Source organism: Bradyrhizobium sp. RT6a (genome assembly GCF_040547675.1).
GTDB lineage: Bacteria > Pseudomonadota > Alphaproteobacteria > Rhizobiales > Xanthobacteraceae > Bradyrhizobium.
Genome location: NZ_JBEPQC010000004.1, coordinates 719,930 through 733,192, shown reverse-complemented (window position 1 = coordinate 733,192; position 13,263 = coordinate 719,930). Strand labels below are relative to the sequence as shown.

Genomic DNA, 13,263 nt, shown 5'->3' with positions numbered 1-13,263 from the left:
CGGTACCGGCGACGCAGGCGGGCCCGACGTAACTGTAACCTCACGAATTCCCTTTGCGACACGGATATCTTATACCGGAGCAGGGCGAACGCTCGGAGGGAACAGTGTGTGATCATCGATTGATTGGCGTGACATTCAAAAGCGACGGCCGCGAAGGTCACATTTTCTTCAAGAACCAAATGCAATCTGTCGGCTGATCGTCGCGGCCGGATGTACGCCGTGGCATCACGGGGCCCCGGCTTTCATGCCGGGGTTTTTCGTTTTCAGTGAGTTCGAAAGTCCGCCACTGCAAGACATTTTGGATTGGCCGTTGAAATCGAACTCGCCGATGCCAAGCGCGCGCTACAAAAGAGCCGCGCTAATTATGACGAGCTCGCTCCGGCCATCACCCAGAAGAATGCAGCCAATCGCCGGCTTGCGTGCCAGACCCGTTCGCGAAAGCTGCCGACCTAAGCCGAATTTTTGGGATAATTCGCGCAAGCGGCCAGGCCGCGTCTTGACGTGGCCGCGATGCGCTCCTCTATGCTGAGACCGCCGAGGCTGCGCGCAGCCGATTGCAACCGACATCCCCGAGGAACGTCACACCATGACCACCGCAGCTGAAATCGCCGACGAGATCGCCAAGGCGTACAATCTGCCAAAGGCGCAAGCCAAGGCCATCGTGGACGGTGTCTTCAAGTCTATCGCCGATGCAGCGGCGAGCGATGCTGAAACCAATGTGCCGGGCTTTGGCAAGTTCAAGGTGAAGCACACCCCGGAGCGCGAAGGCCGCAATCCCTCGACTGGCGCGGCGATCAAGATCGCGGCATCGAAGAAACTGACGTTCGCACCGGCCAAGGCCCTCAAGGAAGCGCTGAACGCCTAAAGGCAGGGGCGCAAGGCCGGGACCCTTGTTGGTAGGCTTCACCGAACCGTGAGCTCCCAGATGATCCGGATGTGCCCTCCATGAATCGATGGTCGGAAAATATGCATATTTCTAACGCGCAGCTTACTGTCATCAATCAAGTTCACGACGCGCCCAATATCTCCCTGATCAGAAAAGACGACATACATTCGGCCATTCGCATTGAGCCAGACACGTGCTCCCCCTAGAGCTGAGGCCATGACTCTATGATCTTCGTCAAAGCAAGAGCGCTCCAGGTCGTCCTGTGCTTTTCGGTTCCAATACGGGGCAGCAAAAAGAATAAGGTCGAATTTTTCCTTAGGCTGCAGCGCAGAATAGATGTCACTGTGGCGCGCTTCTGCGCGCTCGGAATAACCTAACTGCTCGATGTTTAGCTTTGTGGTGAGAACGGCTTGCGGATTAATATCGAGAGCCACTAGGCGTTCTGCTCCAGCGCGGAGTGCTGCCAGCCCCAACACACCTGATCCGCATCCCAGATCTAGCACTGTTGCTCCAGATTCGATGTGCCACTTCGATATCAAGACATCGGGAGCGTGACTTAGGCGTGGCGACAGCACGCCGGGGAGAATGTGCAAGAGCATACCGCACACTTCCACATCGTGCGGATGTTCGCATGACCGCAGATCAGCGATCATTGCGTCCACATCGGTCGTTTGGCACCGCGCCGATATGGTTAGGGGGGCGGTCATTTCAACTCTCCAATTTTGTAGCGGGCTCGGCAGCTGCTTTGCCTCATCGTCGCCCCATCCGATCAATGGATCGCTCTATTGAGCGAGTACGGCAGCTTCCGCACGCTCGGCGCTCTGTGCAGGGCATGCCGGTCTATGGGAATGGGAGCATCGTTTGTCTTTGCGTGTCTGAATGCCATCGTCCTTCACAAGCTATCGTTGCCTCTCAATAGCAACGGCCGTGCCATCAGCATTCAATACGCGCTCGGCTGCTGATTTTCCTTAAAGAGCGGCTGCCGGTAAGCCCTGAGCTGTTCTGCCGCCCCAGCGTGTCGGCACCGGTGTCAGAAACCGAACACTCATAGCCGATTTGGTACACGTTCGCGACTCTCGCGGCAGTCGACCAGAAAGCAGAAATTGCGAGCTGCATTAAAAATTAACATTCCTACGAAAGCTAGTCAGTAACCCACAAGCGTGCGCTCATTCACGGTTCTGATGCCGCCGAAATGGACATCTAGTTGATTTGAAAGAGCGAGCGATACGTCGCCCCCGTACCGACCTCCGACCAATCGAAAGGTCGCCGACCATACCGGTCGTCGCGATCATAGCGAAGTGATCACCGCGACCGAGATTTGATGGTCTACGATCGCGACCATTAGCGCAGCAGCACATCAGGCATTGCAGCCCAACTCTCCAGTTGAAGACACTCTTTGTAGCGGCCTTGGAGAAGACACCTGCCGGCCATCATTCATTCTCCCCTTCCGCTCGGTCACGTCAGGTTTTGGAAAGCTAACATGAGTAACGAGAGAATGAGGGAGCGATGCCAGCGGACTGGCCATGGACCGATTCAACACGATCAACCCAGCAGCTCGAAGGCGTTGCGTCGCTCGATCAGCGTCTGCCCTTCCGCCGTCAGCCGCTCCAGCTCGACGGATTTGATCTCGCTGCCGTCCTGCTCCCGCTGCGAGCGCCGCTGGGCCAGCTCGTTGTCGTCGAGCTCGCGCTCGATCCTGTCGACGGCACGATGGAAGACGTTCGGCGTCGACCAGAGCAGGTCTTCGAGGTCGGGCTCAAGACGGGTATCGGACAGCGCCACCACCAAGGCATCGAAAATGTCGGCGATGCTGCCGGCGAGGACTCGCGCCTCAGGGAGCCGCCGAGGATCGGGCTCATCGTGGAAGGGACGGTAGCCATAAAGCTGGAGTTCCTGGAGGACCTGGTCGGTCGGGGATAAGCTTTGGTGCGGCTCGAAATCGTCGTCGTAGTCGGTGGTCATTGCGGATTTCTCTCGTCGGATCGACCGCGCCCATCGCGGCCTTCATGGCGACGAAGGCGGCGGGCGGAACGGACTTGCACCCGCAGCGCAGCGGAGGGCCGGAGCCTTGGCGGAGGACCGAAGGGGGCCGACTATTTTGCCTCGCGATGTAAAGGCGGCTCTGCCGCCGACGGAAAATAGTTGGCCCAGGAGGTTGTCTGTCCGGGCCGCTTGCCGCCCGATCGCCCTCTCAGAAGGCCGTGGGGCGGTCCTCTCCGCCGCCGAGGGAAGCAGGACGACCAGCGACGTCCTGCGCCGCGATCTGCACGCGGCTCATTGTCAATCGGCCCTTTAATTGCGGTTCAAGCTACCATTCTTCCTCTCTCCAGTGACACGCCGGTAGCGATTGCTCCGTCGGAGCTGGTCAGGTTGCGGAGACGGAGCGATCGCGGATGGCGAGACGATTGCCTAGCGGGATTGGCAATCGATGTCGTTGGCGGCTTCAGCGGGTTGGCTTGATGTCGTAGCTGGGGTCATGGTCCTTTCCGAGGTCGCGAGCGCCTCATGATGATGTCCGGATCGGGCGCCTCAACGTTTGCAGCGGAGTGCGGGCGAACTGCCACCAGCCGATTGAACGAGGTCACCGCGACCACCGTCCCAGCGGGACATCGCCAGTCCGGCGGACCAAACCAGGAAGTTGCGAGCAAATATCAGATTGGCTTCGCTGGCCCCAGTCGAACGATGTGCCATCGCCCCAGATGCAGTGGAGAATCACGGCGATCTTTCGGGCGATGGCGACCTTTGCCTTCTTCATGCCGATCCGCTTGGCGAGCTTCATGCCCCAGGCCTTTAGGGAAGACCACTTTTTGGTTCGATAAAGAAGGACAGTAGCGGCCTCGAACAAGTAAGTTCGGAGAAGCCGGTCGCCCCATCGAGATATCTTTCCGTTGGTGTCGGTTTCGCCGGATTGGCTGCGCCTCGGCGTAAGGCCTAGGTAGGCGCCGACCGTCGAAGCCGATCGGAAGCGCGAGGGGTCATCGATCGTGTGGCGGAACGTTAGGGCCGTCACGACACCGACCCCCGGGACCGTCATCAGGCGACGCGTCGTCTCGTCCAGCTTTGCCAACCGGCGGACCTCGTTGTCGAACTTACCTTGTTGCTGACAAACGTTCTCATGGATCGAGAGCAGCGGCGATATCACGCTGAGAAGCAAATGATCGACGCCCAAGAGTTCGCTGACCTGGTTGCGGAACTGTTGGCCGATCGCGCGAGGGAATAGCAATCCACATTCCTTGATCAAGCTGCGAACCTGGTTCTCGATGTCTCGGCGCATGGACACTAGCCGAGATCTGGCGACAAGGATCGCTCGGATCTTCTGGCTTTCCTCACTTTTGACTTTGACCTCTCGATACCATCCAACCCGCACCAGTTCGGCAAGGCCTCGCGCATCATTCTGATCGCTCTTGTTCATTCGGACCGACAAAGCTGCGTGCGCATGCCGAGCGTCGATGCAGACCGCCGGAAGCTGAATCCTGCGGAGTTCATGCCATAGCCAACTTGCCATCGCACCGGTCTCGAAGCCGATACGCTCGGCATGAGGCGCATGTTTGCTAAGCAGGTCAGTCAAAGGCACCAGGATTAGACTTGGCTTTTCCTTCGAAGATTACTTGACCAGTCTCGTTGACAACGCACACAGCGGTTTCTCTCTGTGAGACGTCCAGCCCGACGTACTGCTTCATGGGAGCTCCTTCGCATCATTTTATTGCGAGGGCTCAACGATAACGCGAGGTTGTCTGCCACGAGCGCCGACCGCAATTACGTCATCGTTTGCAAACTTCCAACGCCGATTGACATGCATGGCAAGGCGCTCTCCTTCGATGTCAGTCTGAAGGAGCCGTCATTGCTCGATTACCTCCCCAACATCACGGAGACCGCAGATGTGATCGATACTTACGGCAAGATGCAGCTGATGGACCGGCTGATCATCCACGATGGGGTCGCCAAGGCTCGCAATAGGCCGCTTCACAGCTCAACCGCGTGGTCCCCGAGCACCTGGCGCGTTAGAGCGCCCTTGATCTCGCGGGCGATCTCCTCGCGAATCTGGGCTCCGAACTGCAACTCAGCATCGCTGCCGGTCAGGTCATGATCGGCGAGCCGTTGGTCGAGGCGGCTCTGGAACTCCCCGTCCATCGCCTCGGCGAGCCGGTCCTGCATCTCTGCATGGGCTTCGGGGGCGATCCGGCTCACCACCGTCTCCCAGGGTTGCCAGCGAGTTGCCAGATAGTCGGCGAATCCCGCCGCCTCCTCATTCCGCACCTGCGTCTCGGCTGCGGTGAGGTCGTGCTCAGTAACGTAGGCGACATCAAAGAACCGCATGTCCGGAGCGACGAGCTGCAGGTCAAGCCGCTCACGTAGCTTGACCTGATAGGCGAGATAGACTTCGATCTCGTCGACGAACTGGAGCGAGCCGACCTTCTGACGGGCAATCGGCTCGAGCGCGTTCAGGCGGAACAGGACCCGGGCCTGCTGGATGAGTTCGCCGAGCCGATCGTCATAGGCCCCGTCCTCGACATCGGCGTTCAGGCGTGCGGTCTGCATGCCGTTCCAGGTCAGGGTGATGCGATCCTGGCAGCTCTCGCTCGCCCCGAAGGCCAGCTGAAAATACTGCTGGCGCAATTGCGGCCTAATCGCTGCCTGCCGCAGATCCTCGGCCACGACCTGCTGGAAATGGGGATTGTCATAATTCACGGTCTCCCGCAGCCTGTCGAGGAAGAGCGCGTATTCCGAGGCACCCGCCTCGTCGGCGAAGTTCTGCCAGGCGGCGATCGCCTCCGGCTCGGCCTCCATCTAGTCCGCTACCACCTCGGCCAGCGGCCGTTCCTGACCCACCGCCGTCCCCCCGCCCATCGAGAAGAAGACCCGCGGGCCGGCATAGCTCAGGGTATTCAGGGCTCCCGCCAAATTCGTCCGCACCTGCTCGGGCAGCGGATTATCCTCCACGTGAACCATGCACTCAGAACCTAGCCGGGTTAGCAGGGTCTCCGGCAGGCTGGTCAGCCGATTGTCGCCTGCCTCGAGCACCTGGAGCTCGGCCGGGAGGGTCTCGGGCAAGCTGGTCAGCCTATTGCCGCTGACGTGGAGTCTCTGGAGCTCAGGTGGGAGGGTCTCGGGCAGGCTGTTCAGGTGGTTCTCGCGCGCGAAGAGCAACTGGAGCTCGGCGGGGAGAGTGTCGGGCAGGCTGGTCAGCCGGTTGCCATCGGCTTCGAGCTCTTGGAGTTCGGGCGGGAGGGTGTCGGGTAGGCTGGTCAGCCTATTGCCGCCGACAGCGAGCAACTGAAGTCCGGTCGGGAGGGCGTTGGGCAGGCTGGTCAGCAGGTTGCCGCGGACATCAAGGTCCTGGAGCCCGGCTGGCAGAGTGTCTGGCAGGCTGGTCAGCCGGCTGTTGAAGACGGCGAGTGTCAAAAGGCCCTCCGGAAGGGTTTCGGGCAAGCTGGTCAGTCGGTTGCTGCCGATGGCGAGTGACTGGAGTCCCGTCGGCAGGGTGTCGGGCAGGCTGGTCAACCGGTTGCCGCTGGCGTCGAGCGTTCGGAGTCGGGACGGGAGGGTGTCAGGCAAGCGCACCAGCTCGTTGTCGCTCACGTTGAGCGACTGGAGCCCCGGCGGAAGGGCGGCGGGCAATGTCGTCAGGCCTAGATTTAACAGCTCCAGCCCTACATAGCCGTCGCCGGCCTCTCCCCAGGCACGGATTCGTCTTACCGCCTCTTGCCGGTCCTCGTCTTCCGTCTGCCCCTCCTCGCCGGCCCAGGTGTCCAAGATCTGGTCAAGCCGCGATTGCCTGAGGACGGGGTCTTCAAGGTCCGTCGGAAGGCTTGCAGGGCCTGAGGCCCGCGTGCCGTACAAGGCTTCGGTCCTCTGCGCCGCGGCTGGGGTGAGCCGGCGGCCTCCTCTTGAAGTATTGCCATCGCCCGGCCGGGGCTCTCGGCCGAGGATCGATGCCCCGAGATTTTGCTCCCAAGGAATTTCGGAGGTCGTTGGCCACTCCGGCACCACGTCACCGACCTCCGCCCACGATCGCTCCTCCTGATCGACACTATGCGTCAGCCAATCGGCAGCTGCATCCATGCCGTGCCAACAATCCGATAGACCGAAATTGCCGGCTGGCAACTGGCCAGCGCGATCCGCCGCCGCAAAAAGCATATGCTGATTGAGCCCTTGTTCAGAGTAGGCAGGCGGATCCGAGAGCCACCGCGAGGTGCCTTGCCCGACACGATCCTCGTCCGGCATTCTCAAAGGATTCGCATTCAGGTGCTGCTGAAACCCCGCTTGGTCCGCCTGCTGCTGTTCTGGCCCGTCGTAATACGTCCACTCGACATCTGGGCCCTCGAATTGGTCGAGATTGTTGAACGGATCCACCCCACTCTCCTTCGACAGATCTGAGCAGCTAACGCCGGACACGGATAAACACATTCTTGGTAAGATGCTTGGCTTTCGAGAAGCTGACGAGAAATTGGCATCAAATCCGTTCCACGTAAGGGTCGTAGGCAGAACCGCCCAGGCAAAGGTTATCCGTTTCGATCTTTTGCCCAAACGGTCATCTTTGTGAAGCGGAAGAAACAGGCTCTCAATGCCTCGTCGTCGAATCTGTCGCTCTCCTGCTGCTTCCCGCTTCCGAACGACGGCGAGTTCGAGACGTCAGTCTCTTCCTCGAGCTTGGTGATGCGGTCCATGACCGTCTCCACGGCCTTCGATATCGATTGAGAGACGAGGTCGACACGCTTTGAGAGTTTCCGGATTGTCAATCGGCGTTGCCGGGGGGGCAAGGCCAGATGTGCTGCTCGAGTTGTTTGAGGCTTGTGAAGGAGCCGCTGAGCGACTGCCCCTGCAAGATCGAGAACCAAACCTCGACCTGATTGAGCCAGGACGCGCTTGTCGGCGTGAAATGAAATTTCACATTGGGATGGGCCTTGAGCCAGTGGTCGTTCTTCTTATGGGTGTTGAAATTGTCGAGGATGACGTGAAGCTGGCGGTCCGGAAAAGCCGAGGTGACGCTGTTCATGAAGTCGAGGAACTCGACACGACGCCGCCGTTTTGAATGCGTCGCGATGATCTTTCCGGTGCAACCTCGAGTGCCGCAAACAGCGTTGTCGTGCCATGCCGCTTGTAGTCGTGGCTCTGACCGGTCAAGGTGCGGCCATTGGGCAACTTCAGATAACCCTGCGCTCGCTCCAAGGCCTGGGTCGAAGGCTTTTCGTCCACGCATAGCACAATGGCCTTCGCGGGCGGGGCGACGTAGAGGCCGACAACATCGGCGGCTTTGGCCGTGAAGTGCGGGTCGTTGCACTCGCACCAGGACTTGCGAACCACGAAGTCGATCTTGATCAGCCCCGCCAGCCAGAAATCGATCCCCCTGTCGCGCAAGGTCACGAAGGTCAGGCCCGCGCACAGCACCATCGAACCCTGCGCGAAATTGAACACGCCCGAGGCCTTGTAGATCAGGACGAACCCGATCGCGACCAGCGAGTACATCACGCCTGCCAAAAGGCCGCCGACGACGGTTTCGACGAAGAAGCTCATCTGGACCTCAATGCACCGTGCCCAGATAGGCCGCGATCACGTCCGGATTCCTGCGCACCTGTTCCGGGGTGCCGTCGCCGACCATCCGGCCGTAGTCCAACACGACGACGTGATGGGAGAGGCCCATCACCACGCTCATATCGAGCTCTATCAGCACAACCGTGGTTCGGAAGGACCGGTTTGCTTCCAGGACGAAGCTGCTCATTTCGCGCTTCTCGTCCTGGTTCATCCCGGCCATGGGCTCGTCGAGCAACAGAAGGCTCGGCCGGCCAACTAGCGCGCGGGCAAGATCAACCCGCTTTTGCACACCGTAAGGAAGCGTCGACACAACCCTGTCGCGATGCCTGGCAAGATCCAGGAAACCAATGATCTCGTCCGCACGTCGGCCGAACGCACGTGTTTCGCTACGGTCGCGACCGAGGCCAAAGGCGTGTTCGATCAGAGTCGTGCGGCTATGCCTGATGAGCCCGGCCAGCACGTTGTCGAGTACGCTAAGATGCCTGAACAGCGCATTGTGCTGGAAAGTCCGACCAATCCCGAGATGCGCGGCGCGCGCGGGGCGGATGCGTACGAAGCCTTCACCGTCGAAGCTGACGCTTCCGCTGTCGGCGCGATAGACGCCGTTGATGATATTCAACAGCGAGCTCTTCCCGGCCCCGTTGGGACCGATCAGCGCGCAGATCTCGCCTCGCTCTACATCGAAGCTGAGTGCATTCAGCGCCTTGAACGACAGCGAGACGTCACGCAACTGCAGAATGGGCTCTGCCATCGCGCATCACGCTTCGACGGTCTGGCGCGGAGCCGCGACCGTCGCCTCGCCCGCGCGGCGCTTCACCGCCTGGATGTCGCGATACGCTGCAGCCGGATGACTCGACGGCAGATACGGCCCTTCTCCGAACAGCTTCTCCCGCAGGGTCCCGGGACGATAGCTGGTCGGATAGACACCGCGCTTCTGTAGCTCCGGAACCAGCAGGTTGACCACGTCTTCGAAGGTCTCCGGCGTCACCGCGTAAGCGAGGTTGAAGCCGTCAACGTCGGTCTCCTCCACCCACTCCTGCAGGATATCGGCCACCGTCGACGCCGAACCGACAAACACCGGACCAAGTCCGCCGATGCCGCCCCAGCGCGCCAGCTCCTCGATGGTCCAGGCCTTGCTGCCACCCGCGAGATGATCCACGAGGGAAACGATCGCATTCGTCTCGACCTTTTTGACCAGATCGGTCGGCGCGTACCGTCCGAAATCGATGCCGCTCCAGCCGGACATGAACACCAGCGCGCCGTCATAGGAGGCGTATTGCTGATACTCCCTGAACTTCGCCTCTGTTTTCGCGTCGGTTTCATCGACGATCACCGTGACCAGATTGTAGGTCAGGATCTTGCGTGGATCGCGGCCGGCTTCGGCCGCGAGCCGGCGCACCTCCGCCACATAGGATTTCAGAACCGGCTTGATCGGGGCGGCGACGAACACGCATTCAGCGTGTTCCGCCGCAAAGGCTTTGCCGGCCCCAGACGCACCGGCCTGGTAGAGGACCGGCGACCGCTGCGGAGACGGCTCGCAGAGATGATAGCCCGGCACCTCAAAGTATTTTCCCCTGTGCTCGATCTCGTGGACTTTCGAAGGATCGGTGAATATGCGCTTCCCGGCATCACGCAGGACGGCCCCCTCCTCCCAGCTGCCCTCCAGCAATTTGTAGAGAACCTCGACATATTCGGCCGCCACCTCGTAGCGATTGTCGTGGCGGCGCAACCCGCCCTGGCCGATGTTCTTGGCCCCGCTCTCCAGATAAGAGGTCACGATGTTCCAGCCGAGGCGTCCCTTGCTGTGGTGATCCGCAGTCGAGAGCCTGCGCGCGAAAGTATAGGGATGCTCGAACGACGTCGATGCGGTGATGCCGATACCGAGATGCTCGGTTGCAAGCGCGATTGGGGCCACGAGCTGCAACGGATCGTTGACGGGGATTTGTGCCGCCTGCTCAAGCGCGTGGGATAGCGAGTTCTTGTAGACGTCATAATACCCGATGACATCGGCAATAAAGATGCCGTCGAAGACTCCCCGCTCCAGCGTTCGCCCGAGATCCTGCCAATAGTCGAGGTCCTTGTACTTGTAGGAACGGTCGCGCGGGTGCGCCCAGACGCCGGGAGACTGATGGCCGACACAATTCATGTCGAACGCATTGAACCGAATCTGTCGCACCATTCACACGTCTCCGTCGCGTCGCCCGCGTTCATCCACGCAGCCATCTCGCCACAAGACGCAGTCGATCGTCCATCGCGTTTATCGGTCGTTTTCGAGACGCATCTTTCGTCGCATCTCGTTGCGAGATGAGAAACCAGCTCTTGGCCCAGTCTCATTCGCTGCCACAAGCTCTGGTCATGCAGCACACTCGATGCGGTCCAAGGCAACAATTAGCTTCGATCCGATCGCGTCTCGACACGATTCGCCGCATATATCGCACCTCGGAGAACAGTCCTTTCGAGTTGGAGGCGATTGCGAGCATCGCGATCTTCTGCAAGCGGCGTTGACCTCATTTCTCGAAACATCGACAGGCAGGATCGCGCAGCAGATTTTTCTTCGTGCGATGTTCCGCTCCAAACGATCGTGTTCTAACCAAACAAAAATACAGTCTGGCTCTCGTAGGAGAGCGGACTATTCTGCGAGGCAACAACCTCTGTCCATCCAAGGACTCAAAGAACGAGCGGACGCAGCGCGATGACCATTCACCCAGGCAGACCGAGCATCAGCGATGACGAACTTCACAAGCGCTTCGCTCCGGTCTTTGAGACGATCGCGGCAGGTGCGGTGGCGCGCGAACGAAGCCGGACGCTGCCGATCGAGGAGATCAGACTGTTGAAGGAGGCTAGCTTCGGAGCGCTGCGTGTGCCGATCGAGTTCGGAGGGCTCGGCGCCACGCTCCGCCAGACGTTCGACCTCCTTATCGAGCTTGCGGCCGCGGATTCCAACCTGCCACAGGCGTTACGGGCACACTTCAACCTGGTCGAGGACTTGCAGCTGAACAAGGATGAGGCAGTCAAGGCGCGGTGGCTCAGAGCCATCGCGAACGGCGCGCTCGTCGGCGTCGCCGTTACCGAGCCCGGCCTTGGTGCGGTCGATCGCTACCGGACCGCCGTCACATCGGAAGGAGCCGCGCTGCGGCTCGACGGGCTGAAGTATTACACGACTGGCACACTTTACGCCGATCACCTGCTTGTCGCGGCCGACCGGGACGGCAAACGAATAACCGTCCTTGTCGACACCAGCCAGCCTGGCGTCAATGTTGAGGACGACTGGGACGGCTTCGGCCAGCGGCTCACGGCAAGCGGCACGGCGACGTTCAAGAATGTCACGGTCACCCAGGACCGGATCATCGGTCCCGGCTATGGAACGGAAGGCCGGGTGTTTGGAACGGCCCACGTTCAGCTGATCCTGCTCGCCACGCTCGCGGGGATTGCGAAACGTGCCGCGGCGGATACGACTGACTGGATCAAGGCGCGAACCCGCACGTTCACCCATGCTGTCGCTGACCTGCCACGCAACGATCCCCTGGTACAGCAGGTCATCGGTCAGCTCTTCAGCGCGGCCTTTGGTGCACGGGCAACGGTCCTCGCCGCGGTCGACGAGCTCGCGCGAACGCTTGATGGTGCCCACCAGGACCCTCAGCGGCTCGATGCCTCCGAACTTGCGGCGGCGCAGGCGCAGGTGACCGTCATCAAGCTCGTGCTCGACGCCGTGACCACGCTTTTCGAAGTAGGCGGCGCCTCTCTCAGCTCGGAGAAGCTCGCCATCGATCGGCACTGGCGTAACGCACGTACCATCGCTTCCCACAACCCCGCGATCTTCAAGCTCCGCGCAATCGGTGCGTACGAGTTGAATGGCGAGACACTTCCATATGCCTGGAGTGCTGGCGTTCGTCAGACAGGACAACAGGGCGACTAGCACTCCACTTTCTCGCGAGCTTCACGCGTCGAGACGAGGCACGTCCAGATCCCGCCTTCGGCGCCGCGTCATTCTTCCTTCAGGAGAGCCACGTGTCCAACACCAAACGCAAAGTCGCGATCATCGGAGCAGGTCTTGCCGGGACAACCGCCGGGCTTGGCCTTGTCAATGCCGGATTTGACGTCATCATTTACAGCGATCGAGACCGGGCGTCGCTGCGCAACGATGTGCCTCCGACGGGGGACGGCTGTCTATTTCGGCAAATCTCTGGAATACCATGCCGAGGTCGTCGAGGATCTTTATGATAGCGGGACCAGCACCGGGTAGCGTGATCGGGGCGCGTTGGCTTGGAGAGAAGCTTATTTTCCGAAGGAATCCGGCCAGGTCAAAAGAGTTGGTATCACGAGGCTGCCCCCCTTGCCCGACGGAGTCGGTGCAAAGCAGAGCACATGCTCGGGGCCATTATGGCGTAGATAGCGACCTTCAAAACGTCCAAGCACAACACCATCAGGTCCCAAGAGCCCTGCGCGCCTGACCTCGCGCGTCAGCCCAGCGCGCTGAGCCGTAGATGGTCACGTCCCTTGCCTCATGAGCCCTGAAGTCTGAGAGCATCATTGCCAGCGTGATGGCTGCAATGCCACCACTTGCGGCAATGGCGGCTCCCTCGAAAAAGATCATGGGCGAATATGCGTCGAACTTGAACCACCAGACGAAGAAGGCTGCCAGCTTGTAAACCAGCCAATGCCCAAGCCAAAACCATGGGGAGCCAAGCTGCGACTGAAACGCCAGTCGCCAAGCCGTCCATTCGGTTACCGCCTACAGGAAGACGAGTACGACGAGACAGAGCAGGATAACCTGATGCCAAAAGATCTTTGTCGCGGACATGGTGGAGATCTGGACGCATCCAAGAGCTGCGCGCAACCCACAG

8 protein-coding genes and 4 pseudogenes are annotated in these 13,263 nt (G+C 60.3%); 2 read left to right on the top strand and 10 right to left on the bottom strand.

The genetic code is table 11. The features are described 5' to 3' along the window. Window positions 1-586: 586 nt before the first annotated feature. Complete coding sequence (locus ABIC03_RS25320; RefSeq protein ID WP_283017620.1) at window positions 587-865, top strand: HU family DNA-binding protein; 279 nt, start codon at window positions 587-589, stop codon at window positions 863-865. 38 nt (window positions 866-903) lie between these two features. Here the strand turns inward: ABIC03_RS25320 and ABIC03_RS25315 are convergent, their stop codons facing one another. The 9 genes and pseudogenes from ABIC03_RS25315 to ABIC03_RS25270 all read right to left on the bottom strand — a co-directional run bounded on the left by ABIC03_RS25315 (window position 904) and on the right by ABIC03_RS25270 (window position 10,598). Further along, a complete protein-coding gene (locus ABIC03_RS25315; protein ID WP_283017621.1) occupies window positions 904-1,539 on the bottom strand; it encodes a methyltransferase in 636 nt (211 codons plus the stop codon). Window positions 1,540-2,434: 895 nt separating this feature from the next. Further along, window positions 2,435-2,848, bottom strand: a pseudogene (locus ABIC03_RS25310) (hypothetical protein); the annotation flags it as partial. Between the two features lie 703 nt (window positions 2,849-3,551). Then, window positions 3,552-4,566 (bottom strand): annotated as a pseudogene (locus tag ABIC03_RS25305) (IS110 family RNA-guided transposase); the annotation flags it as partial. 283 nt (window positions 4,567-4,849) lie between these two features. After that, a complete protein-coding gene (locus ABIC03_RS25300) occupies window positions 4,850-5,674 on the bottom strand; it encodes an NEL-type E3 ubiquitin ligase domain-containing protein (RefSeq protein WP_354061960.1) in 825 nt (274 codons plus the stop codon). Further along, on the bottom strand, window positions 5,675-7,240 hold the full coding sequence (locus tag ABIC03_RS25295) for a leucine-rich repeat domain-containing protein (RefSeq protein ID WP_354061958.1): 1,566 nt from the start codon (window positions 7,238-7,240) through the stop codon (window positions 5,675-5,677). 149 nt (window positions 7,241-7,389) lie between these two features. Then, window positions 7,390-7,554 carry a hypothetical protein gene (locus tag ABIC03_RS25290; protein WP_283017623.1) on the bottom strand — a complete coding sequence of 55 codons (165 nt, stop codon included), beginning with the start codon at window positions 7,552-7,554 and terminating at the stop codon, window positions 7,390-7,392. A gap of 98 nt (window positions 7,555-7,652) precedes the next feature. Continuing rightward, a pseudogene (locus ABIC03_RS25285) lies at window positions 7,653-8,401 on the bottom strand (IS630 family transposase); the annotation flags it as partial. Between the two features lie 7 nt (window positions 8,402-8,408). Then, window positions 8,409-9,170 (bottom strand): ABC transporter ATP-binding protein, encoded by a 762-nt coding sequence (locus tag ABIC03_RS25275; protein ID WP_354061956.1) that lies wholly within the window; start codon window positions 9,168-9,170, stop codon window positions 8,409-8,411. A 6-nt stretch (window positions 9,171-9,176) separates the two neighbouring features. Continuing rightward, window positions 9,177-10,598, bottom strand: a complete 1,422-nt coding sequence (locus ABIC03_RS25270; RefSeq protein ID WP_354061954.1) for an LLM class flavin-dependent oxidoreductase — start codon at window positions 10,596-10,598, stop codon at window positions 9,177-9,179. 513 nt (window positions 10,599-11,111) lie between these two features. Between ABIC03_RS25270 and ABIC03_RS25265 the strand changes: the two genes are divergently transcribed. Next, complete coding sequence (locus ABIC03_RS25265; RefSeq protein WP_354061951.1) at window positions 11,112-12,335, top strand: acyl-CoA dehydrogenase family protein; 1,224 nt, start codon at window positions 11,112-11,114, stop codon at window positions 12,333-12,335. Window positions 12,336-12,706: 371 nt separating this feature from the next. On the opposite strand, the pseudogene ABIC03_RS25260 reads toward ABIC03_RS25265, so the two are convergent. Next, window positions 12,707-13,220: pseudogene (locus tag ABIC03_RS25260) on the bottom strand (type IV secretory system conjugative DNA transfer family protein); the annotation flags it as partial. Window positions 13,221-13,263: the final 43 nt, after the last annotated feature.

Excerpts from the sequence above, each read along its gene's own strand:
- ABIC03_RS25320 (WP_283017620.1), top strand. The coding sequence starts at position 587 with ATGACCACCGCAGCTGAAATCGCCGACGAGATCGCCAAGGCGTACAAT.
- ABIC03_RS25315 (WP_283017621.1), bottom strand. The coding sequence starts at position 1,539 with ATGATCGCTGATCTGCGGTCATGCGAACATCCGCACGATGTGGAAGTG.
- ABIC03_RS25300 (WP_354061960.1), bottom strand. The coding sequence starts at position 5,674 with ATGGAGGCCGAGCCGGAGGCGATCGCCGCCTGGCAGAACTTCGCCGAC.
- ABIC03_RS25290 (WP_283017623.1), bottom strand. The coding sequence starts at position 7,554 with ATGGACCGCATCACCAAGCTCGAGGAAGAGACTGACGTCTCGAACTCG.
- ABIC03_RS25275 (WP_354061956.1), bottom strand. The coding sequence starts at position 9,170 with ATGGCAGAGCCCATTCTGCAGTTGCGTGACGTCTCGCTGTCGTTCAAG.
- ABIC03_RS25270 (WP_354061954.1), bottom strand. The coding sequence starts at position 10,598 with ATGGTGCGACAGATTCGGTTCAATGCGTTCGACATGAATTGTGTCGGC.
- ABIC03_RS25265 (WP_354061951.1), top strand. The coding sequence starts at position 11,112 with ATGACCATTCACCCAGGCAGACCGAGCATCAGCGATGACGAACTTCAC.